This is a genomic window from Pradoshia sp. Z5_111, from assembly GCF_058267535.1.
Genome location: NZ_JBZCPQ010000001.1, coordinates 91104 through 114761, shown reverse-complemented (window position 1 = coordinate 114761; position 23658 = coordinate 91104). Strand labels below are relative to the sequence as shown.

The window sequence follows — 23658 nt, the reverse complement described above, 5'->3', positions numbered from 1 at the left end:
TCCCCCTCCCTTTATTCTTTATTTTTCGCGAATAAAAAGACCGGATAAAAGGATCTATCCTGGTCTATCAATTAAAGTCTATTCGAGCCAATTATATAATGGCAACTCTTTAGCAACGGGAACAGTTTTAGCAGGACTTTTTTTCGTGTAGTTTCTGAAGCGTTCACTGTATGCCTTTGCTTGTTCCAACGTTTTGATACTGTGTTTCTTCCAATCGAACAAAATCCGATCTATATACCTGAAACTGAGCTTTCCGGAGATAACGGCTTCTTTAAGAGCGGCCTTAACCAAATCAGGTGAATGCTGATCCTCATCCAGCCACATCGTTAATGTTTCACCCTCAAAAGGTGATAACGGGCGGCCAAATTCCTTTTCAAATATGGTATATAAGGATTCACTCTTAATTACTTTCTCTTCAAAGTCGGTTTGCTTAGCTTCTTTTAAATAATGATAGGCCAATTTTTCAAATAATGGCTTGATTGAATAGCTCTCATAACCTGGTTTTTCATCCTCTGTAATATCTAAGAAACCATGCTGAACCAGTTTTCTGAGCAGGTTAGTACAGTCCATTTCAGTGAGGTTCATTACAGAAGAGATTTCAGCAGGAGTGGGAAATGAATTCCCGTTCATCGAAAAGTTTTCAACATGCAGTAAAAGCATCATCTCTTGTTCATTTAATCCCATCTCTTTGTAACTGCTTAACAAATAAGAGGGTATGACAACATTCGCCTGCTTAATCCAATTCGACAGATTTTTTATAGTCATAATTCGACACCTCACCTTTTAGTATACCATGTATGCTGATTTTGAAGTACGGAAAAATAAAACCTGACAATAAAATAAATTGCCAGGTTTTATTTGACTATTAAGGATATAGACGATTTAAAAGACGAGGGAATGGAATCGTTTCACGAACATGTTCCACACCGCTTATCCAAGCAACCGTTCTCTCTAGCCCAAGACCGAAACCAGAATGAGGAACGGAACCATATTGACGTAATTCATAATACCATTTGTAAGCATCCATACTTAAATTATGTTCATCAAGTCTTGCTTTTAATAAATCCATATCGTGGATACGTTCTGAACCACCAATGATTTCACCATAGCCTTCCGGTGCAATTAAGTCAGCACATAAGACAACATCATCACGATCAGGAGCAGGCTGCATATAGAACGGCTTAATTCCTGTAGGATAATGGGTGATAAACACAGGCTTATCATAGCTTTCTGCAATTGCTGTTTCGTGAGGAGCACCGAAATCATCGCCCCACTCGATATCATCAAAGCCCTTCTCATGCAAGAATTTAATTGCATCATCATACGTAATTCTAGGGAATGGTGCTTTGATATTTTCTAATTTGGAAGTATCTCTTCCTAGAGTTTTTAGCTCAATCACACAATTTTCCAGTACAGATTGAACGATATAGGAAACATATTGCTCTTGAACTTCTAAGTTCTCATTGAACTCCACAAAGGCCATCTCTGGTTCAATCATCCAGAATTCGATTAAATGGCGACGCGTTTTGGATTTCTCAGCACGGAATGTTGGACCGAAGGAAAATACTTTTCCAAGTGCCATTGCTGCCGCTTCCATGTATAATTGTCCACTTTGAGATAGATAAGCATCTTCATCAAAGTATTTCGTTGCGAACAATTCTGAAGTACCCTCTGGAGCACTTCCTGTAAGAATCGGTGGGTCTACTTTTACAAAGCCCTCTTTATTAAAGAATTCATACGTAGCACGAATGATCTCATTACGAATTTTCATGACAGCATGCTGGCGCTTTGAACGAAGCCATAAATGTCTGTGATCCATAAGGAACTCAGTGCCATGCTGTTTCGGTGTAATTGGATAGTCAATCGCTTCTGCAATTACTTCAAGACCTGTTACAAGGAGTTCGTATCCAAATGGGGAACGCTCATCCTCCTGAACAATACCTTTCACCCATACAGATGTTTCCTGTGTAATCTTCTTAGCAGTATTAAATAATTCTTCATCTACCTCTGCTTTAACGACTACGCCTTGAATAAAGCCTGTACCATCGCGCAGCTGCAAGAAAGCAATTTTTCCTGAAGAACGTTTATTGGCAATCCAAGCACCTATCTTAACTTCTTCGTTAACATATTTATATACTTCATTAATTGTACATTTCACATTTTTTCCCTCCAAAGCTTAAACAAAACCAGGTTATGTACCCTATTCATTATACAAGTACCAAAATGGACAAGCAAATACAAAATTTAACCTGTATATGAAATCATCCATTATTTCATCGATTATTTTGCAGAAAGCATCCAACTCACTTACTCGTCCTTTAAGAAACCTTCAAAGCCCTTCATTTTTCTTCAGTCCATATGGAAATGAAATGGCTTAAATTAATAACCATTCATCCATAAACCCCTTAAAGATCGTCCAGGTATCTTCCTTAAGGGGCTCTTTCGGTTTTTCGTCTGCCTACGAATCCTATTTATTGAGCCTTTGTTGCTGATTTATTTATCACATATTCCTTTATACGTTTAACAGCTTCCTGAAGTGCTTCTAACGATATAGCATACGATAAGCGTATATTATCAGGTGCTCCAAAGCCAGAACCGGGAACTACGGCTACCAGAGCATTTTCTAATAGATCTTCTACTAAATCATCTACACTGTTAAATCCACACATCTCTGCCGTTTTCGAGACATTCGGGAACAGGTAGAATGCCCCCTGAGGTTTCAGACAAGTCAATCCCGGGATCTCAAGCAATTGCTCGTAAATGGCATCCAATCTTTGTTCAAACGCACTTCGCATAATCTCAACTTGATCTTGCGGTCCTGTATAGGCTTCAATTGTTGCATATTGTGCGGTCGTCGTCGGATTGGAGGTACTGTGGCTTGCCAAGTTCGTCATTGCTTTAATTAACGCTTGGTCACCTGCTGCATATCCAATTCTCCATCCGGTCATGGAATGCGATTTGGAAACACCATTAATGACGATTGTTTGCTGCTTAAGCTCTTCGGAAAGCTCTGCTATCGATACATGCTGGTGGTTGTGATAGACCAATTTTTCATAGATTTCATCTGAAACTATAATAATATCATGTTTTAAACATACCTCACCAATCGCCTGTAATTCTTCAGCCGTGTATATCATACCGGTAGGATTGCTTGGTGAGTTGATAATAAGCGCTCTCGTTTTTTCAGTGATTGCTTTTTCAATCTGTAAAGGCGTTACCTTAAATTGATTTTCTTCTTTACCTTCAATATAAACAGGCACTCCATCTGCCAATTTAACTTGTTCCGGATAGCTTACCCAATATGGAGTAGGAATCAGCACTTCATCCTCTTCATCCAAAATTGCCTGAAAAAGTGTATATAAGGCGTGCTTGGCACCTGAAGCAATAAAAATTTGGTCGTTACTATATGTTAATCCTTGATCTTTTTGCAGTTTATCTGCGACAACCTTGCGCAAGGATTGTAATCCAGCAGAAGGTGTATACTTTGTGTGGCCATCCTGCATGGACTTTTGTGCTGCTTCGAGTATGTTAGCAGGAGTATTGAAATCTGGTTCTCCTGCTCCAAGTCCAATAATGTCCAGACCCTGGGCTTTAAGCTCTTTTGCTTTGGCCGTTATCGCTAGTGTTGATGATGGTGTTAATGCTGATACTCTTTTTGCTAATTTCATCCGGTTCCATCTCCATCCTACAAATTATCGTAATTACGTATTAAATTGCCTGTTTTGAAATTCAGATAATAATACCCATAAAGGTCTTTATTATTTTTATAGGTTACTTCCCATAAGGGTTGATTATTTTCCATTCCCAATTGGGCAAATACAATCTCCTTCACATTCTTTTTTTCTTTCACAATTTCTATGGCTTTATTTTTACTAATACCTTCTGAGAGGGCAATAATCTGGCTTTTCTTTTTCTTATCATCCGGCACCCAAACACCGATTTTTTTACCATCTGCTGTTTTTCCAGTTATTACACTCCATGTCTCATTTCCATTATATAAATAGAAATCATCCACTTCTGTCAGTCCAGCTGTTTCTCTGGCAATATGTTCTGCATTCTTTTCAGCGTCCTTCCTGGTGCTGTCACCAGCATAGATTGCCTGAAGAAAAAAGCCACTGCCAATCAGGATAATAATCACTATGCTCCAAATTACTTTTTTCATATCTATTTCCTTTCAAATTATGTACGGTATATTGAAAAAACGGCTGTTTGTTGATCTTGTTTATCTAATGCCAAGCCAAACATTAAATTTTCTTTTTTTAATGTTTTATTTAAAGAATCGACGATTTTATATAAATCATTCGTGTATGTCAATTTAACACTTGATAAAAGCTCTACCTTACTATCCATTGTAAATCCTCCCAAAACGTAGCGCTCTAGTTCACATTATACCAAAATAAAATTGCAAATAGCTTTACTTTACTAAAAAAGCGAGCCAAACATTGTTCCCTTACATATTCCTGTATATCGGCTTTACGTAATTTAGACCATGTTCAAACTTACTTCTCTCACTACGAAGCAAATCATTCTCGATCAAGAACCATATGCTGTCTTTTTTATAATCAGGAGAAGTATTAAGTAAGCTTCTTAAATTAATGATTATCTCCGATAATAAATCCTCATCTGGAATCATGCTGTTCATTTCGACTGGAGCTTCAACCATGATAATCTTGGAACGGCCATGATAAGCATGGTGAACCTGATCCCAACCAGTGTAGTTCATTAAGAGGATTGATTGGTCAACAGCAAGATGATTTCGCAGCATTTTGATGGCAGAACCGGAGGATAGTCCCTGAGCCTGCAACTGTATGTGTGCTAATTCTGCTAATCCCTTCATATCATTATATATTTTTTTTAATGATTCTTGTGATTGAAAAAGAAGGATTAAGTTCTTTTGTTGCTTTTTCACGAAATCAATTAGCCTATCTCTCGATTTTAGATTCAACATCGTTAGGTATTGCTCTTTTACCGGTGGAATCAAAAGGTTACTCATCTTGTTTTCCTGAATACCTAATTTATCTGAAATATAATTGAAGGAACCTCCTACCGTCAAGACATCTGAAATAAATAAAATATGGCTATCCGGTCGTAATACATTACGATTTATCCAATCTGAGGACGATAATGGCTGGGCATAAATTTGTACTGAATTTCTATTCCCCTTCATGTTCCAACTGGTCCAAACCTCATCATTCGTGCCATGACTCTTAAAGAGCCTATTCAAAGTAACTCGGAATAAATTTATTTCCCCCGATAATTTTGTTAATTCATCAATGATGTTAAATTGGCTTCGCTTTAATTTTTCAATTGGCACTTGGTTCAATTCTGCAAGGATTTGTTGAAATTGTACAACTATTAGGCCGAGAGAGTCATACAAATCATTGGCTTCCTTTAACAATTGATCCATGTATTTTTTATTCTCCAGCTCAGAAAAATCAAGCTTGCACTGCACTCTAGGTCCATCCATATCCTTTTTGCTTTTCATTCCATATGTGAATATGGCCTCAAAAAAACTCTCCACACTGCTTGCGATTTCTTCCAATAAAACAGCCAGTTGATTTTCATTATATGGACCTTTCGTTTTTTCCTTTAAAAGCAATATGACAGACCTCAATAGTTGCCGATTATCCAAAGTTCCAATTTTATTCAAGAGATTCCTCACTTCTACATAGCTCAGCTCTTTCGTTAATCCGCTTTGAACAGAGGATGGAAAATAATTTGCTTCCTCAAATACAATATTAGGGCACTCGCTTAAGAAATCCCCTGTTTGAATATCCGAAATAAGACTGTCATGAGTAGTGAGAATAATCTTGGCCTGCTTTGCAGCCAGCATCTGTCTTGAATAGAAGTCCCGCTCCGTCCACGGCTTAAGCAAGCGGGGATGTAAATTGGCATGGTGGGCTACTTCCTTCCAATATTCTCTTCCGCCTGAGGATAAATTAAGCTCTTCTAAACAGCCTGTGTTTGTCATGGTCAGCCAGACTAATATTTGCATTTTTGCGATTGTACTTTCGTAATTTTGTTGTTTTTCCCGCATGGATTGCTCAAACTTCGGTAAACTTAAATACTGCTCCTTAGAATGCAATATACTAACTTGCTTTTGAATCATACTAGAAGAATAATCCCTCTGAAAAATACCCATTAACTGTTCTGCTGTATGTTTAGTATGAGTAGCAATGGTTACCTGCCCATGATTTTCACAGGCATATTCATAAAAGGCTTTGATATGCTCAGAAAAATCCTGGGAACCATCTTCTACTAAACTAACCTTATGATTCTTAAAGCTCTGCTTCAACATAGTATGTAAATCTGTTTCATCAAGAGAATGATGTTGTTTTTCATTCTGCTGTTGTGTAAGACTTTCAATTGAATTCTGCCTAACGATTGCGATACCACGATAAATATCCAGATCTGGTCTCCATGGCTCACTCATCGTTGAATATTCATTCAATATCTCAGCCAATAATTCTTTAAGCTCGCTTTTTAATAAAAAGGATAATCTATATAATGACTTTATAGTAGGTTTCGGCAATTTCTTTAATTGTTTGTAAAACTCGATAAACAAAAGAGCCGTTACATAAGCATCACTGTCAGCTTGATGTGGCCGCTCATGTAGAAAACCATAGGCTTTTCCTAATTCCTCCAGTTTAAAACTGGACATTCCTGGATTGACGATTTTCGCTAATTCTACTGTATCTACGGTATATCCAAGAAACCTCTCATAGCCTACCCGTTCCAATTCAGCCTGTAAAAATGTCAAATCGAACAGTACATTATGAGCAACAAAAACAGCATCATCCAATACACCAATAATGTAGGGTGCCAACTCTTTAAAGGTTGGTGCATTCTCCACATCTGCATCCGTTATACCAGTTAATTCCTGTATAAATAGAGGGATGGACCTCCCTGGATTTATGTAAGATGAATATTGGTATGTGATCTCACCATTTTCAATGACGTTAGCCGCAATTTGAATGATGCGATCTCCATTTTTAGGGTTATTACCTGTAGTCTCCAAATCGATTACTACATACTTACTTTTCATATTTAACACCTGCTCACTTCTTCTCTAACTTGCTCCTGTTTAGCTGATGGAAAAATTCACAATGGCACCTATTTTTCCTATTTTATTTTTGTCGGGTACCCTATCATACACTCTTCATATCTTTTATCGTTACCCATTATCTACTGTTATATCAAAACCAGCCTTATTAATCAAAGAAGAATGAAGAGTATTGGGTTAATAAAAAAACAAACTCTGATTTCCTTAAAGATTTAAGGGAATCAGGGTTTGTTAATTAAACTAAGTCATTAAATAATCGTTGCCTCAGGTTCGACTCCGAGCATTTCAACAATTGTATTATACTCATCTAGAACAGCCACTTTTGGCCGATGGCTCCTTACATAAGCTTCTTCTATTAATCCATAAGAAATAATGATGACTTTATCGCCTTCCTGAACCAAACGGGCAGCAGCTCCATTTAGGCAAATGACGCCACTGCCTCTTTTACCGGGAATGATATACGTTTCAAAACGGGCTCCATTGTTATTATTTACAATCTGAACTTTCTCATTTGGCAGCATATCAACCGCATCTAATAAATCTTCATCAATTGTAATACTGCCTACATAGTTTAAATTTGCCTCCGTAACTGTTGCTCTGTGAAGCTTCGCTTTCATCATATTGCGAAACATAATCTTACCCCCTTGTATGACTATAGATTTATGATAATGTTGTCGATCAAACGAACAGACGTATATTGAACCGCCACTGCAAAGATGATCTTTTGATCATGCTCTGTAATCTCACCTAGTTCAGGATAGGATAATCCTTCAAAATAATCGATTTGACCATTGATATGAGACTGCAAATACTTTTTCCCCTTTTCAAGCGCTTCCGTGGGACTGGCACCTTTTTGCAGCTCAGCTTTCACTTTGCAAAGACTTTTATAAATAAATGGTGCTTCTTCTCTTTCCTGTGCTGTTAGATTAATATTCCTGGAGCTTAACGCAAGACCATCCTCTTCACGCTTAATCTCAACACCTACCAGCTCAATCGGGAAATTAAAGTCATGGATAAGACCTTCTACTACAGCGACCTGTTGAGCATCCTTCAGTCCAAAATAAACACGGGTCGGTTGGACAATTGTGAACAGTTTTGTTAAAACAGTCGCCACTCCATCAAAGTGACCCGGTCTGGATTTTCCGCAAAGAACATCGGTGCGTTCATGCACTTTTACTGTCAGAGTTTGCTTATCCCCATACATTTCCTGAACTGTGGGATAAAACAAATAATCCACCCCTGCATTTCGTGCCAGCTCTTCATCCCGCTCCATATCGCGTGGATATTTATCAAAATCCTCATTAGGGCCAAATTGCAGCGGATTGACAAATATACTGATGACCACCACATGGTTATTCTCTCTAGCTTCTTGAATGAGCGAGAGATGTCCTTCATGCAAATACCCCATAGTTGGGACAAACCCGATGGAATGGTTCTTTCCCCTCTCTAGATTAAGTACTTCACGCAGTTCGTTTATCTGGCCGATAATCTTCATTTTTCTCCTCCATACAACGAGGCTAGTTCTTCTTCCCTCATCGTGAATGAGTGATCACGATGAGGAAAAACACCCGATTTCACTTCTTTTATATGCTCAGATAATGCATGACCAATCACATCATTTAAATTAGCATAGGATTTTACAAACTTGGCCACTCTGCCAACACCATATAACAAAACATCATGGTAAACGAGTACCTGGCCATCCGTACCGTTTCCGGCACCAATCCCAATTGTCGGGATTATTAGTTCATTCGATATATGTTCAGCGACCTGATAAGGTACACATTCGAGCACAACAGCCATTGCCCCGGCTTCTTCGCATTTTTTCGCATCCTCCAGCAGTTTAATTGCCGCCTCGCTAGTTTTACCTTGGACTTTATAGCCTCCAAGTACACCAACTGATTGCGGTGTTAAGCCTAAATGCGCTACTACCGGTATACCTGCATCTGTCATCGCTTTTATTTTAGTAATAACATCTCCGGCACCCTCCATTTTGACCGCATCAGCCCCTGCCTCCTGCATAAGTCTTGCAGCATTTTTTAACGCTTCCTCATTTGTTGTGTGATACGTCAAAAACGGCAGATCTGTCACTATAAATGTGTTAGGGGCCCCTCTTTTAACAGCCTTCGTATGATGAATCATATCCTCGATAGTGACAGGAACAGTAGAGTCATATCCTAAAACAACCATTCCAAGGGAATCACCTACAAGAATCATATCTACGCCGGCTTGTTCTGCCAGTTTAGCAGATGGATAATCATACGCAGTCAGCATTGAGATGTTCTCACTTTTTTCTTTTAGTTTCAAAAAATCCGCAGCAAATTTCATTTTCTCTTTCCTCCTTTTATTCCGAGGAGAGAAAAACCTATTTACCCAATAAAAAAATCCTCCTAATTACAGAAGGATTGATTGGCATAATAGCTTTTATCCCTCTGTCCCGGTCCGTTCTTGGATACAGGCAGAATTATAAATCTATTTAAATGACTAAAATACAAGGTGCAGGTCGTTTCCGCTCCCGCCCTTCTATGAATTATAACATTCAGTCATTTTTATATGCCATATATTAACTCATTTTCAATTACTTTCTTTTTCAAGACGATCGCTTAAGAACAATCAATTTTCCCTTTATTGATGCACGGTTATATCTCCGGAATAAACCAAATGGCTTTTTTGCTCATCATCCATGATAATCAATACACCGTCATCATTAATTCCGGTTGCCAATCCAGTTAAAGATCCATGCAGGCTTTGGACGGTGACCTTCTTCCCAATGGTAATCGTTAGCTCTTCCCAAAGCTGTTTTATCGGTTCAAAACCTTTTTCTAAATAAAGTAGATATATATCTTCAAAGTTCTTAAAAAAGCTTTGTAAAAATTCAGATCGATCTACTCTTTGTTTCTTCTCGATTAAGACTGAAGTAGCAATCTCTTTTAATTCATCAGGAAACGATTCAAGGGGCTGGTTTATATTCATGCCAATGCCGATAATCACATGATGAATTTGATCAGATTCCGCATGAAGCTCTGTTAATATGCCCGCAATCTTCCTTCCTTCCACTAACACATCATTTGGCCATTTGATCCCTGCATTCACACCAAATTCATTTAGTGTCTGGACAGTAGCAACAGCTGTTAACAACGTGAGCTGAGGGGCATGGTAGGGAGGGATATCAGGTCTCATAATCATACTTAACCAGATCCCTCCATTTGCAGGAGAATGCCACTTTCTTTTTAATCGCCCTGTACCTTCCGTTTGTTCATCACTAATCACAGCTGTACCATCTTTAGCTCCGCTTCCCGCAAGTTCTCTGGCAACAATTTGAGTGGATGAGACCGTATCATAGGAATATATAGATTGTCCGACAAATTCAGTCTGTAATCCCATTAAGATATCAGTGGCCCTGAGAGAATCTAATTTATTCAAGAGCCGATATCCCTTTTTCTTTACAGCCTCAATTTCGTAGCCCTCCTGACGCAGCTGGTCAATATGCTTCCATATCGCTACTCTTGAACAACCAACTAAATCAGCTAATGCCTGACCAGATATATAATCATCTCCGGCTTTCGCAAAGGCTTTGGCAATTTCATACTTTAAAGTTTGTTCTCTTGAATGAGCCATTGTTTAATTAACTCCTTTTTATTCGGGACCTTATGATCCAGAATTCCGTTAATCACTTCATGCATAAGCTCCTTTATCCACGATCCACCTGCTTTATCAGCCCATTTCATCAGGTCGTTTCCGGAAACCTCTATAATAGTTTCCTTATGGATTGGCATACGAGCATGCAGATTAGTGATTGCATCGTAGTCTGGTTCTGCATGATGATATACTGACCAAACTCTTTCCACACTCAGGGTGTTTTCAAGACCAAGCTGATAAATGGTAAAGGGAGTAAATGAGGAACTCTCTCTTTTTTTCGTTTCACGGATCAGCAGACCTATTTTTTTCATTTGACTGGATGAAAGCTTCCAGTGACTGTATAGGGATTGATCCTGACCATTAAAGAGGGCAATCAAGGCCATCCATTCTTCAAATGATTCACAACGGTTTAAGGGCCGTGCAAGAAACTGCTCTATATGAGCCGCAAATTGACCTAAACCCGGGAAATAGGCTAGCAAACCTTCGTCTGCAGCAATTTTTAACCCTTTTTCTGGATATTGGCCAAGAACCATTTTTTGAAACTCAGCTGTTTTCCGTTCCTGTGCTATATGTAAAAGTAAATCGGCATTTTTCCGTAATGCCGATCGTGTATTTTCATGCAACGTAAACCCTAGCTGGCTGACAAATCGAACAGCACGAAGAATCCTTAGCGCATCCTCACTAAATCGTTCATCCGCCGGACCAACCGTCTCGATTACCTTTGTATGTATAGCTTTTTCTCCATCAAACGGATCATACAAGTTCCCATCCTGGTCCATGGCAATTGCATTCATCGTAAAATCTCTTCTCTTTAAATCCTCATGCAAAGAGGTTACAAAGATGACTGAATCTGGCCGTCGATAATCTTTATATTGAGACTCTGTTCTAAATGTCGTGATCTCAAACGATTCGCCTTTATAAAGCACTAATACAGTTCCATGATCAATACCAACATCTACTGTATGGGTGAAAATTTCCTTTACTTGCTCGGGAGTGGCGGAGGTAGCAATGTCCACATCATCAATATCCTTACCCATTAAAGTATCCCTAACAGCTCCGCCAACAAAATAGGCTTCATAGCCCTTCGCCGTTAACTGTTCCAAAACAGGACGCGCTCTGATAAATTCCTGATTCATTCATCCTTCTCCCCATTTTTCAATAATGAATAATACAAGTCCTCATATTGATTCACGATATGTTCGGTTTGAAAATGATCTTTAATTTTATGAATAGCGTTAGTACCCATATTCATTCTTAGCGAATCATTTTCAAGCAATTCCAACAATCGCATAGAGGCAGCTTCGATATCTCCCAGCTCGATGGTGTATCCGTTAATCCCATCTTCAATAACCTCAGGAATTCCCCCGATTTTTGTTCCAAGACATGGAACACCATAGATCATCGCTTCAAGAAGTACTAGCCCAAAACTTTCTTTTTCTGACATAAGTACACATACATCACTGATAGAATATAGCTCTTGCAGATTTTCCTGTTTTCCTAACAGAATAATTTTCTCCTGTAAGCCCATAGCTTTAATTTTTTTACTTACAAAAGACATTTCAGGTCCGTCACCCACTAATAAAAGTTTACTCGGTATTTTGTCTGCAACGGCTCCAAAAGTGTCAATGATATCAGGTACACGCTTCACCTTCCGGAAATTCGAGACGTGAATGACAATTTTTTCATCTTCTTTTATTCCAAGCTCGGCTTTTAAATTAGCCACATTACCAGCATCCGGTTCAGGGGCCGGATAATCGATAAAATTATAAATCGTTTGGATTTCTTGATCCGGTTGAATTAATTCATATGTCTCTTTAACAAGTTCACGGGACACCGCTGTAACCGCATCGGATTTTTCAATAGCGAACTTAATCATGTCCTGCAGAGATGAATCATACCCTAGTATTGTAATATCCGTACCATGAAGAGTCGTTACTACCTTTAGGCCAGAGGAGGTCATTTGCTTAGCCAAAATTCCGCATACGGCATGCGGCATCGCATAATGGGCATGAATGATATCAAGCTCTTCCATTTTAACCACCTCGGCTATCTTACTGGCCAATGACAAGGTATATGGTGGATACTGAAAAACGGCATATTGATTCACTTCAACCTGATGAAAATATATATTTGAGTATCGCTTTTTTAAGCGGAACGGTACACTGGATGTTATAAAATGAATCTCATGTCCCTTCTCCGCCAGCTTAATTCCTAATTCGGTCGCAACAATTCCTGATCCGCCGACAGTAGGATAACAAACTATTCCGATTTTTAACTGTTTCATTTCTTTCCACCTAACAAATCTTGATCAAGTAAGAGAGGTTTTTTCGTTCTAAACCCTTCTGCAAATAAAACTCCTGTCTCTCTTCCATATGCCCGCTCTCTGCCTTCGATTGCTTCGAGATATCCTTCAGTAAGCGGGGTCACAACCCCATCATCAGTTTTAATAAATTGAGAGGAATAGCTTTTTAAACTGGATAATTTACAATGAAAATATTTGCTGATATCCACACAAAAATCTGGTGGATGGAAGCTATTGATCATGTAATAAAAAACATGCTTCGGCTTATGGGACTCGAGCTTGCTTTCATCCTCATATTTCCTAATACCAGCAGAAAAGACTGCCTCTTCAACCAGTGCTGCACAATGTCCATGATCCGGATGGCGGTCAGGAACAGCGGGTATAAAGATTATTTCAGGCTTGTATGTTCTTATAACAGAAACAATCTTTGAGATGTTTTCAGGTGTGGGATATAATTGCCGATCTCCCATATTTAGATTCAAGCGTTCCTTTACACCTAAGATGGCAGCTGCCTGTTTGGCTTCCTTCAATCTATTTGTTGGGGTACCATTCGATGAAAGCTCCGCCTCGGTTAAGTCACAGATGACAACGGAATGGCCTAATTCTGTATATTTTGCTATTGTGCCCCCCATGCCGATTTCTACATCATCGGAATGGGCGCCAAAACATAGTATGTCTGTCTTCATTGTGGGCATATTACTCCTTTTCCCTAACAATATTTCTCCATTTAAGGTCTCCACGTTCCAATCCATGTATTAACATTTCAGCTGTTCCCATATTAGTTGCCAATGGAATGGAATAAACATCCGCCAAACGCATTAAAGCGGACACATCCGGTTCATGTGGCTGTGCAGTCAATGGATCTCTGAAGAAAATAATAATATCAATATCATTTTCTGCAACCATCGCCCCAATTTGTTGATCTCCCCCGAGTGGTCCGGACTGATAACGATGAACGGACAGGCCAGCTTCATCCTGTATTCTCTTTCCCGTTGTACCGGTAGCAAAAAGCTGATGCTCTTCCAGGATATGTTTATACGCAAGCGTGAATCGAATCATGTCGTCTTTCTTTTTGTCATGTGCAATCAATGCGATTTTCATGGAACAGTGCTCCTTAATCAATAATATTTTCTAAACCATATACTAATTCTTCTATATTCATGACGGTTTCCACCGACAATTTAACTCCGCTCATAAAAGAGTTTCGATCATACGAATCATGTCTTAAAGTAAATGTCTGACCTTCTCCGCCAAACATGACCTGTTGATGTGCAACAAGTCCAGGTAAGCGTACACTATGTATTCTCATTCCTTCATAGTCTGCACCACGTGCACCTTTTATTGTTTCTTTTTCATTTAAATGTCCCTGTTTTTTTATTTGTCTTTCTTCAGAAATTAATTGTGCTGTTTTTATAGCTGTTCCTGAAGGAGCATCCAGTTTTTGATCGTGATGCAATTCAATAATTTCGACATCCGGAAAATATTTAGCTGCCTGCTTGGCAAATTTCATCATTAACACAGCACCAACAGCAAAATTCGGTGCAATAATACACCCAATTCCGTTTTCTTTTGAAATTCTTTTGATTTCTTTTAAATCTTCATTTGAAAAGCCGGTCGTTCCAACAACCGGACGGATATGGTGTGATAATGCTGACAATGTATGGATTCTTCCAGACTCCGGAGTGGTCAAATCAATCAGTACATCCGCTTTAACTTCAGAGAAACATTTTTCATGATCTGTATAGATGGGAACATCTATACCGGTAAATCCATCTATTTCACTTAATTTCAACCCATCATTCTTATGATCCAATACAGCTACTAAATGAAAATGTTCTGTATTCATCACTAAATTTACTGCTGCTTTCCCCATTTTACCTCGCGGCCCTGCAATTATGACATTAATCATCAATCATTCTTCCTTTCTTGTCCAGCGGTCTTTGTCTCTGGAATTGAATTTCTCCATTACCCTGTCATGCGCTTCCTGTAAATCAATATTCAGCGAATTGGCCATACAAATTAGCACAAATAAAACATCTCCCAATTCTTCTTCAATCTCTTTTTCTTTTTCAGATTCTTTTTTTGGTTTTTCACCATAATAATGGTTAATCTCTCTCGCCAATTCTCCAAGCTCTTCTGTAAGTCTCGCTGTCATGGCAAGCGGACTGAAGTAACCCTCTTTAAATTGCCCTATGTATTGATCTACTTCTTGCTGTAAGGCAGCCATTGTTTTCTTATGTTCCATACAGTTACACCCTTTTCTCTTAATGTTAGCGTATTTCTTAGTTTTCGAACAATAAATATGATAGAATGCAAAAGGATATCATTCATTATTTTTCCTCAATTGTACACTATAATAATAATTGAGTTAGCAAGGAAGGGGTTAGAATGTGTTTTTCAACTTAAAGCTTAAAAACGTCATACTGATATTATTAGGGGCAGCAATCATGTCTTTTGGCCTCGTTCATTTTAATATGCAAAATGCATTAGGTGAAGGGGGATTTACCGGGATTACCCTTTTAATATATAACTTAACTGGTATTAGCCCTTCAATTACCAATATTTTATTAAATATACCTCTTTTCTTTGTAGGATATAAACTGTTGGGCAAAAAAACATTTTTGTATACGCTCATCGGTACTATCGCTGTATCTGTATTTATCGCGATTTTCGAAAAATATCAAATGCATATTCCTTTAAAGGATGACCTTATGCTTGCCGCTTTATTTGCAGGTGTGTGCATCGGTGTCGGTTTAGGGATTATTTTCCGTTACGGCGGAACAACTGGCGGAGTCGATATCATCGCACGGCTCATGTTCAAATATAAAGGCTGGAGCATGGGAAAAACCATGTTTATGTTTGACTTCTGCGTTATCGTTTTATCACTCGTAACGTATTTGGAATATAAACAAGCCATGTATACACTTGTCCTCGTTTATATTGGCAGTCGTGTAATTGACTTTATCCAGGAGGGTGCTTATGCAGCCCGCGGTGTTATGATTATAAGTAACTCCAATTCCGTGATAGCTGAAAAGATTAATCAACAAATGGAACGCGGTGTTACATTACTCAAAGGGGTTGGCTCATATACCAAACAGGAGCGCGATGTAATTTATTGCGTTGTAGGCAGCAATGAAATTGTACGTCTTAAGAGTATTATTACATCCATTGATCCACACGCATTTGTTTCCGTATCCATCGTACATGATGTACTGGGTGAAGGATTTACGTTGGATGAAAATAAAAATCCGCTTGAAAAATAAGCAACATAGGAAAACCCCCTTCATAAACGAAGGGGGTTTCTCTTATTAATCTTCACTATTCATGCCGGTTAGCATAAATACAAATCGTAACAATTCAAGTACAGCAACTGCTGCAGCTGCAACATATGTTAAGGCTGCGGCATCTAAGACTTTTTTCGTTTCTTTTTCTTCATCGGCCCCAATTACACCTAAAGCAACAACCTGTTTCATAGCACGGTTAGAAGCATTGAATTCAACCGGCAGTGTAACGAATTGGAATAACACGGCTGCCCCCATAAACAATACTCCCAGCCATGCTAGATTTAAGCTGCCAAGCAACATCCCAGCTAAAATTAATATCCAGGAAAAGTTAGAACCGATATTAGCAACTGGTACTAGCTTATGACGGATTCTCATAAAGGAATAATCTTCTTTATCCTGAATGGCATGACCAACCTCATGCGCTGCGACAGCAGTGCCGGCGAGTGAATGTCCATGATAGTTACTTGATGATAATCTTACCACTTTATTTGTAGGATCATAGTGGTCACTTAACACCCCATGTGTTTCTTCTACACGTATATTGTACAAACCATTTTCGTCCAACAACTTACGGGCAACTTCCGCGCCTGTGTAACCGTTCGATGCAGGAACCTGTGAATACTTCTTGTAAGCCCTTTGAACTTTCATTTGTGCATAAATTGGGATAATTAAAAGCAGTATAAAATAAATTAAAAAGCTCATCTATATCCTCCATTTCATTTCTGTTATTTATAGTTGTGTTATGGTAATTGTAATAATGTCGTATAACATCTGTCAATGGATAGATATTATTCAAAATTTTATCAAAAATTCTGTTTTTTCTTTTTTGTATGAAGCTGATCATCTGAAGCTTTATATTTCCTCCATCCCACATAAGATAAGGTCATAATAATAATACTTCCAGTTGAAATGATTACCCACCAAAGGGATGGATCTGCATCATCTTTTTCTGCTTCCTCAAATATATCACGCAACTGCTCCTCTAAAGAAATTATATCGGTTTGTGATTGATCAGAAAAGACCTGCGGACGATATTGATCAATAAATTGAATATGAGCATCGACTTGCTGAAAACGTTCAGGTGTAACATCTATTTTTAACGATGGATATATAATATTGTAAATCGTTAATAGATGATTTAATTTTTCCTGAAAAGCAATCGAATCCTGTTTCTGGATTGATACCTTTGTTTCCCCTGCAGCAGAGATAATGCTATCCTTTAAACTCGCCCATAAGGGTGCGCCATCACAATGAACTGCATCAAGTACTAATCGGAATTTCGTTATTTCATTGATTACCTCAACATCTGTTTTTTCTTTATTTTGCACAGTTTGAATGGCTTCCTCATAGGCAATCGTTATAATATTAATTTCATCCATTGTATAGTCTGAGCTCTCAATTGCCTGATCATAAAATTTATCTGAAAATGCTTCCAATAAACGCTCTGCTTCTTCACGTCTATCTACTTTTGCAAATTGAAGGGATTGATCAGCAAGGGTCTCTAACGAATTTTGTTTATCAGGTCCGTTAGCATAGGTCGTGATGATTCCTGATGATATTATAATGGCTATTGAGAAAAATATAGATTTAAACTTCATAAAAATATCCCTCCTCATACTACTTAATCGTATGTGTGAAGGGACAAGACTAGAACTATTTATTGCCTGAGATGAATGGAGTATATTTCCCGATTTTTACGAAGAGTAAACCAATACCCTATTCCAATCGAAAGTATACTCAGCCAAAAAGTGAAATAAGCAATTTGGGGGATATACTGATTCAAAACACTATACGTCGGCATCATTCCATATACATAATCAATGATTTCATTATGTAACACGATAATCCCAGCTACGGTTAAATGCCATGGTTTAACCCGATAAAAGGGAGCATAAAGAATTCCTTCAATTGCCATGGCAGCATGCGATAGAATCAGCATGACAGCGACCAAAGATACATAACCTTCTACAGAGAAAGTTAATATATTCATGATAACTGCCCAAATACCATATTTAAAAAGAGAAACGATTGCTAAGGCTTCAAATAAACCAAAGTTGCACCCTAAAAGCCATCCAATAACAGCAATACAAAAAAATAAGCTGGCAGTAGGACTGTCTGGCACAAAAGCAAGAAAGGCTACTGGTGTTACTTCAAGCTGCCCTTTATACCAATAATACCCGTATATTGTTCCCAAAAGATTAATAATCAATAAAATCCATAAAAATGTCCGATTTCTTAATATAGCATAAAGCCAGCTTTTCATAATATCCTCCATCACAATCTGAATTATTCCAATAGAAGTTTCTCAATTACTTGATTTTTAGCCAAATCATCCCTGCTCTAAATTTCTCTCTCAAAGAGAACTTTCCAATTCAGCAGGAAACTCTCTGACCGTCCCATTATTTATAATACAAACAACTATACGTCATTTGTCAACATGAATACGGCGGCTATGACAATCTTCTTAAGACAAAAGGGGTACTCACCTGAGTACCCCTCAAAAAACATTATTCCCCTTTTGAATCTCCGCCTGCATTTGCTCCCTTAATAAATTCTGCCAGAGTTTTTAATTCTTCTTCAGAACCTTTAAAAACTGGTGGCATTTTTTTATTTTCGGTACCATTTACAGCGATATGACCGATTTCATCAACCTCTAATTCTGTACCAAGCAATTTAGGACCATTTCCACCCTGTAAGGAGTCCCCATGACAGCTTACACAGCCTTGTCCTTGATATAGCTTATATCCCTCTGATTCTTTATCGATTGCTACATCCTCAACAATTTGTCCTTGCAGCTTTGCTGCTGCCCAGTCATGTTGAGAAACAGTTTCCCATGTTAGGTAAAATACAGCTGCAAATGCAAGCAACATAAAACCTACTGGGAAGATTCGTTTAGTTGGTTTGCGTTCCGGTCCGCGATCCAGAAACGGTGCAAGCATTAATGCACCAAAAGCCAGTCCCGGAATGACCAAAGCCCCGATTAAGTTATATGGTCCGGAAGCATATGAATATTTAAGCAATTGATACAAAAACATAAAGTACCAGTCAGGTAAAGGCGCATATCCCGTATCTGTTGGGTCAGCAATCCTCTCGAGCGGCGATGGATGGGCAACTGTAAGACATAAAAAGCCTACTAAAAATACAGCACCTACCATCCATTCTTTCAGCAAGAAATTGGGCCAAAAGGCTTCCGTTTTTCCTGGATACTCTGAATAATCTTTTGGAATATTCGGTTTTCTATCTGCGCTTATCCTTGAATCCCCTACAAATCTCATTCCTTTACCACGATGCATAAGGATATCCCCTCCTTCGTAACATTTCCATTTTCAACTAATATCTTATAGCGGTCCTGATATTCCCTGTTTGCGTATCATTAAGAAGTGAGCTGCAATTAGTCCAATAAGCGCCGCTGGAAGGAAGAATACATGAATCGCAAAGAAACGCGTTAAGGTTTGCGCCCCGACTATCGTAGGGTCACCAGCAAGTAATGTTTTTAAATATGGTCCGATGAATGGCACCGAATCGATAATGGTCAACGTTACTTTTGTAGCGAACAGCGCTTTCATATCCCAAGGAAGCAGATACCCTGTCAATCCTAGAGCTAGCATTATAAAGAAAATTAAAACTCCGACAATCCAGTTTAATTCGCGTGGCTTTTTATAGGCACCCTGGAAGAACACACGAAGAGTATGTAAGAACATCATGACGATGACGACACTTGCTCCCCAGTGATGCATGCCCCGAACAATTTGACCGAAAGCAACTTCATTTTGTAAATAATAAACAGATTCCCATGCATTTTTAATATCCGGTACATAATACATGGTTAAAAACATTCCGGATAAAATTTGAATGACTACAATGAAAAACGTTAATCCCCCAAAACAATAAACAAATGCCGAAAAGTGATGGGCAGGGTTTACATGCTCAGGGACTTCATGATCAGCAATGTCGCGCCATAAGGGCGTGATATCCAATCGCTCATCAATCCAATCGTACATTTTATTAAGCATTGATTATGCCTCCCTACACTTTATTTTCATTTGCATTGCCTAAATATAACACTCCATCTTTTTCTTGCTTGTCGTAAACATCGAGTGGCTTGATTGGAGGCGTTTTCGGAACGTTTTTCCCATCCTTTTCATAACGACCTCCGTGACATGGGCAATAAAATTCATTCTTATGATCTTCTGATCCTTCCCAGTTCACCGTACATCCCAAATGTTTACACTCCGGAGAAAGGGCAACTATCTTGCCGTTTTCATCCTTGTAAACCCATGCTGTTCTTGTCTCTTCAGCTTCGTACCATCCATCTTTTACCTCAGTTTTATAATCGACACGAGTTGGTGTTTCAGTAATCTCAGATATTTTTAATCCGGTATTAATGAACTCCCCAGATGCATTCGCTTTTAAAGCTGGATCGACTGCAAAACGCAGCATAGGCATAAGTGTTGCCGCTCCCATGAACCCCCCAACGCCCATAAGCGTATAATTCAGAAATTGGCGTCTTGATACTTTTTGGCTGCTCATAAAATTTCTCCCCCCCTTATATCGAAAAAGTCATACAAAATAGAAAATTGCACAAACTCCATAAAACTAGGACATTACAATAATATCCTAATATTTTTAATAGGTCAATAAACTCCCAGTTAAGGAAATACATGTTTTATTTTTCCTGTTTTATACCAATATACTATTTACTTACAAACATATTATTTATTCCAAGATTCTGCGAGTATATCAACAAGCTGTTTCGTTTGTTCACTTATGACTGTTTTAATCGCGTCCAGTGGCATTTTTTCAATAGGGATTGCCGGTATCCATAAAACATGTCCGCCCTCATCTATACTTGTCCATTTACTGTCAGTAGTGAGAAATTGGATATATTTAAACCCCTGATCTCTATAATAATCTACCCATACAGACAAGAGATTTAATTTCTCCTCCGTCTTACTAGTTTTAATATATGGCAGAGGCAGGGCTAAAAATAGACGGCCCTTTAATTCTTTTTCGAGCTCATGCGTCAGCAATGTCATAAATTCGTAGGATGATACCGTCTGGCTAAATGTATCATCAAAATCAACCGGATTTAACGGGATAACTATAGTATCAATATATTCTTTGGATTTACTGAATAATTCTGTGTCAATTGATTGATATTTCATAATTTTCCCCCTCGACTTCTTTTTCCATTGTAAAACATAATAAGTAAAATATATACAAATAAGCTTACAATTCAGGGAGAAATCTTTGTTCCTCATCCTGTTAGAATACGCATTTGCCAATTTAAGCGGTGAAGCATAAAAAAGACCACACATATTTTCTTTCTCTCAAAGAAATATGTGTGGCTGCTATTAGTTAATAGATTCCTGAGATCGGATTCTCTTCAACTGACTGCTTAATTTATTAAATAATTCGATATCACGGTTATCAATTGCCTCATCAATCATTTGTGCTAACCGTTCCTCTTCAAATCTGGATAGACTGATTTTTAAAATATTTTCTGCAATATATTGATCCTGTTCATTACCGGGTAGGTTTTTTGGCTGATAAGGATTTTCCTCGAGTACGGCTGCATACTGATAGGATGAGTAGGCTGTCCTGAAATTCAATTGTATGTAGATATCCTCGTCCTTATTAAGCCGTATATCATGGAATGACTTCTCTGCATCGGTTGTCATGATATTACTCTTATAGAATCTGAATGGCACATCTTCTACACAATGAGTGGACATAACCATCCCTTTCGGACAATACTTCGCCCCTTCCACGAAATGAACATTCATCATGAGCTGATCATGACTCATTAAGTAATTTAATATCCATACACATTCTCTGCGCTTTAATTGGTAATGGTTCAGAAACCAGCGTATAAATTCCTTCTTCTCATCGACAGAAACAGGGGTTTTCAAGGTGGAGCCCTCCTCTGTACAAATTAGTTAAATTCGTTCTAAAATATCAATATACTCATCATTGCTTGGGTCTTCGTGGAGTAATGTCTTAAATATCGACCTGGCTTCTTCGAATTTACTGTCTTCCAGTAAGAAATAACCGTATTCATGCAAAAAGTCTCTATTATCTCCAAAAAATTCATGTGCCTCTTTGTAACATGATAATGCTTCACTATACTCCTCGAGCTCTGAATATGCCGTTGCCAGGAGCCAATTGAATTGCGGATCATCCTCCCCCATCGCTCTAACAGAAGATACCAAATCAATGACATGGTCAAACATTTCTTCGTGTAAATAAAGCTTGCCTAAAGTTAGGATTGCCTCGAGGTAACCCGGATCAATCGCAATGGCTTCCGATAGCCATTTAATAGCTTTCTCCGTATTTCCAAGCTTACTTGCGAGCTCAGCACCATACAGGAATATTTCTTTATTGAATGGATCTTCCTTAATCCCTTCTTCTGCAACACCCAGTGCTTTTTCCAGATCAAGGGACTCTTCATAGGCCATAGCTAAATACAAATAAAGTGAATGATAGGCAGGGTCTATTTCCTTAAGCTCTGTAAATTTAGCTATTGCTGTTGGAAATTCTCCTGCATGATACGCAGCAAATCCATATTCAAACAGTAAATTTACGTCATCATCCTCCCTGCCAGCTTTTTTGAAATAAGGGAGCGACTCTTCAAATTCGCCCAACGATACAAGTGACAAGGCTAATCTCTTATAAATCGAAATGCCATTTATTACAGTCTCATTCTTTAAGATACTGCTATATAATTCTACAGCCGAACGGAAATGTCCTTGTTGATAATAAAGTTCTGCAAGAGCAAATTTTACAATGGGTTCATCCGGTAAAATTCGATTGGCTTCTTTTAGCTTTTGAACACTGACCTCCTCCATACCCATTCCCTGATATAAATCACCTAATAATAGGAGTGCTCCTGGGTACATCGGATCTTCCTGATCAATTTTCTCTAAATATAACAAAGCTTCCTCTTCCTGCCCTAATTCAGTTGATACTTCAGCCAATGAAAATAAAATCTCTCCTTCATCGGGATAACGCTTCAGCAATTCTTCAAAAAGCTCCTTTGCCTCTTCCATAAAACCAAGTGAAGCGATTTCTTCCGCTAAGGTATAAACATCGTCATCATTGTTGGATTGCTTAATCTGATTTATATGTTTTTTAGCTTCTTCAAATTCACCTTGCATCAGTTTTTTTATAATTGATTCAATTTTCATCTTTGGTATTCCTTTCTGTTTCCCTAAATCTATAACAAATCTGCTGGTCATTCGGCAAAATAATATTCGTTCAATCCGGAGCATCTAAAATTTTGTTATTATCCCTATTATACTCACTTTTTTTAACCTGTATAAAGAGCTAATGGAAACTCCAGAAAAAAATATTTATCTGATAAGGAAATT

26 protein-coding genes are annotated in these 23658 nt (G+C 38.3%); 1 reads left to right on the top strand and 25 read right to left on the bottom strand.

Features of this window, described 5'->3' with window-relative positions; genetic code table 11:
- Positions 1–78: 78 nt before the first annotated feature.
- The 16 genes from AC4D4A_RS00635 to AC4D4A_RS00560 form a co-directional block, all read right to left on the bottom strand.
- The gene (locus tag AC4D4A_RS00635; RefSeq protein WP_490994105.1) at positions 79–765 is read right to left on the bottom strand and encodes a DnaD domain-containing protein; all 687 of its coding nucleotides are present in this window, start codon (positions 763–765) and stop codon (positions 79–81) included.
- 100 nt (positions 766–865) lie between these two features.
- Positions 866–2158, bottom strand: a complete 1293-nt coding sequence (gene asnS, locus AC4D4A_RS00630; protein ID WP_490994104.1) for an asparagine--tRNA ligase — start codon at positions 2156–2158, stop codon at positions 866–868.
- A 313-nt stretch (positions 2159–2471) separates the two neighbouring features.
- Entirely contained in the window at positions 2472–3668 is a 1197-nt protein-coding gene (locus AC4D4A_RS00625; protein ID WP_490994103.1) for a pyridoxal phosphate-dependent aminotransferase, read from the bottom strand.
- Positions 3669–3685: 17 nt separating this feature from the next.
- The gene (locus AC4D4A_RS00620; protein ID WP_490994102.1) at positions 3686–4162 is read right to left on the bottom strand and encodes a cell wall elongation regulator TseB-like domain-containing protein; all 477 of its coding nucleotides are present in this window, start codon (positions 4160–4162) and stop codon (positions 3686–3688) included.
- A gap of 17 nt (positions 4163–4179) precedes the next feature.
- Positions 4180–4350 carry a YpmA family protein gene (locus AC4D4A_RS00615; RefSeq protein ID WP_490994101.1) on the bottom strand — a complete coding sequence of 57 codons (171 nt, stop codon included), beginning with the start codon at positions 4348–4350 and terminating at the stop codon, positions 4180–4182.
- A 100-nt stretch (positions 4351–4450) separates the two neighbouring features.
- On the bottom strand, positions 4451–7045 hold the full coding sequence (locus AC4D4A_RS00610; RefSeq protein ID WP_490994100.1) for an exonuclease domain-containing protein: 2595 nt from the start codon (positions 7043–7045) through the stop codon (positions 4451–4453).
- Between the two features lie 266 nt (positions 7046–7311).
- Positions 7312–7695 (bottom strand): aspartate 1-decarboxylase, encoded by a 384-nt coding sequence (gene panD / locus AC4D4A_RS00605; RefSeq protein ID WP_490994099.1) that lies wholly within the window; start codon positions 7693–7695, stop codon positions 7312–7314.
- A gap of 20 nt (positions 7696–7715) precedes the next feature.
- Positions 7716–8558 carry a pantoate--beta-alanine ligase gene (gene panC, locus AC4D4A_RS00600; RefSeq protein WP_490994098.1) on the bottom strand — a complete coding sequence of 281 codons (843 nt, stop codon included), beginning with the start codon at positions 8556–8558 and terminating at the stop codon, positions 7716–7718.
- Positions 8555–9391 carry a 3-methyl-2-oxobutanoate hydroxymethyltransferase gene (panB, locus tag AC4D4A_RS00595; RefSeq protein WP_490994097.1) on the bottom strand — a complete coding sequence of 279 codons (837 nt, stop codon included), beginning with the start codon at positions 9389–9391 and terminating at the stop codon, positions 8555–8557. The genes panC and panB overlap by 4 nt, the downstream gene beginning before the upstream one ends.
- A 297-nt stretch (positions 9392–9688) precedes the next feature.
- On the bottom strand, positions 9689–10681 hold the full coding sequence (locus tag AC4D4A_RS00590) for a biotin--[acetyl-CoA-carboxylase] ligase (protein WP_490994096.1): 993 nt from the start codon (positions 10679–10681) through the stop codon (positions 9689–9691).
- Positions 10654–11838: a CCA tRNA nucleotidyltransferase gene (locus tag AC4D4A_RS00585; RefSeq protein ID WP_490994095.1), complete on the bottom strand. Its 1185-nt coding sequence runs from the start codon at positions 11836–11838 to the stop codon at positions 10654–10656. The genes AC4D4A_RS00590 and AC4D4A_RS00585 overlap by 28 nt, the downstream gene beginning before the upstream one ends.
- Complete coding sequence (bshA, locus tag AC4D4A_RS00580; RefSeq protein WP_490994094.1) at positions 11835–12986, bottom strand: N-acetyl-alpha-D-glucosaminyl L-malate synthase BshA; 1152 nt, start codon at positions 12984–12986, stop codon at positions 11835–11837. The genes AC4D4A_RS00585 and bshA overlap by 4 nt, the downstream gene beginning before the upstream one ends.
- Complete coding sequence (gene bshB1 / locus AC4D4A_RS00575) at positions 12983–13690, bottom strand: bacillithiol biosynthesis deacetylase BshB1 (RefSeq protein WP_490994093.1); 708 nt, start codon at positions 13688–13690, stop codon at positions 12983–12985. Before bshB1 ends, bshA begins: the two co-directional genes overlap by 4 nt.
- Before the next feature lie 10 nt (positions 13691–13700).
- Positions 13701–14105 carry a methylglyoxal synthase gene (gene mgsA / locus AC4D4A_RS00570; protein ID WP_490994092.1) on the bottom strand — a complete coding sequence of 135 codons (405 nt, stop codon included), beginning with the start codon at positions 14103–14105 and terminating at the stop codon, positions 13701–13703.
- A 13-nt stretch (positions 14106–14118) separates the two neighbouring features.
- On the bottom strand, positions 14119–14913 hold the full coding sequence (dapB, locus tag AC4D4A_RS00565) for a 4-hydroxy-tetrahydrodipicolinate reductase (RefSeq protein WP_490994091.1): 795 nt from the start codon (positions 14911–14913) through the stop codon (positions 14119–14121).
- Positions 14914–14916: 3 nt separating this feature from the next.
- The gene (locus AC4D4A_RS00560; RefSeq protein WP_490994090.1) at positions 14917–15249 is read right to left on the bottom strand and encodes a nucleotide pyrophosphohydrolase; all 333 of its coding nucleotides are present in this window, start codon (positions 15247–15249) and stop codon (positions 14917–14919) included.
- Between the two features lie 145 nt (positions 15250–15394).
- Between AC4D4A_RS00560 and AC4D4A_RS00555 the strand changes: the two genes are divergently transcribed.
- Complete coding sequence (locus AC4D4A_RS00555; RefSeq protein WP_490994089.1) at positions 15395–16267, top strand: YitT family protein; 873 nt, start codon at positions 15395–15397, stop codon at positions 16265–16267.
- 45 nt (positions 16268–16312) lie between these two features.
- Here AC4D4A_RS00555 and AC4D4A_RS00550 read toward each other — a convergent pair whose 3' ends face one another.
- The 9 genes from AC4D4A_RS00550 to AC4D4A_RS00510 all read right to left on the bottom strand — a co-directional run bounded on the left by AC4D4A_RS00550 (position 16313) and on the right by AC4D4A_RS00510 (position 23475).
- Complete coding sequence (locus AC4D4A_RS00550) at positions 16313–16990, bottom strand: zinc metallopeptidase (RefSeq protein WP_490994088.1); 678 nt, start codon at positions 16988–16990, stop codon at positions 16313–16315.
- A gap of 101 nt (positions 16991–17091) precedes the next feature.
- The gene (locus AC4D4A_RS00545) at positions 17092–17886 is read right to left on the bottom strand and encodes a sporulation protein YpjB (RefSeq protein ID WP_490994087.1); all 795 of its coding nucleotides are present in this window, start codon (positions 17884–17886) and stop codon (positions 17092–17094) included.
- Between the two features lie 59 nt (positions 17887–17945).
- Entirely contained in the window at positions 17946–18551 is a 606-nt protein-coding gene (gene lhaT / locus AC4D4A_RS00540) for a lipoprotein heptaprenylglyceryl N-acetyltransferase LhaT (protein WP_490994086.1), read from the bottom strand.
- Between the two features lie 244 nt (positions 18552–18795).
- Complete coding sequence (locus tag AC4D4A_RS00535; protein WP_490994085.1) at positions 18796–19581, bottom strand: c-type cytochrome; 786 nt, start codon at positions 19579–19581, stop codon at positions 18796–18798.
- A gap of 45 nt (positions 19582–19626) precedes the next feature.
- Entirely contained in the window at positions 19627–20301 is a 675-nt protein-coding gene (gene qcrB, locus AC4D4A_RS00530) for a menaquinol-cytochrome c reductase cytochrome b subunit (RefSeq protein ID WP_066107427.1), read from the bottom strand.
- Positions 20302–20314: 13 nt separating this feature from the next.
- Positions 20315–20818: a QcrA and Rieske domain-containing protein gene (locus AC4D4A_RS00525; protein ID WP_490994084.1), complete on the bottom strand. Its 504-nt coding sequence runs from the start codon at positions 20816–20818 to the stop codon at positions 20315–20317.
- Between the two features lie 182 nt (positions 20819–21000).
- Positions 21001–21453 carry a DUF2487 family protein gene (locus AC4D4A_RS00520; protein WP_490994083.1) on the bottom strand — a complete coding sequence of 151 codons (453 nt, stop codon included), beginning with the start codon at positions 21451–21453 and terminating at the stop codon, positions 21001–21003.
- Between the two features lie 189 nt (positions 21454–21642).
- On the bottom strand, positions 21643–22200 hold the full coding sequence (locus AC4D4A_RS00515) for a ReoY family proteolytic degradation factor (RefSeq protein ID WP_490994082.1): 558 nt from the start codon (positions 22198–22200) through the stop codon (positions 21643–21645).
- A gap of 27 nt (positions 22201–22227) precedes the next feature.
- Positions 22228–23475 (bottom strand): tetratricopeptide repeat protein, encoded by a 1248-nt coding sequence (locus AC4D4A_RS00510; RefSeq protein WP_490994081.1) that lies wholly within the window; start codon positions 23473–23475, stop codon positions 22228–22230.
- Positions 23476–23658 lie beyond the last annotated feature (183 nt).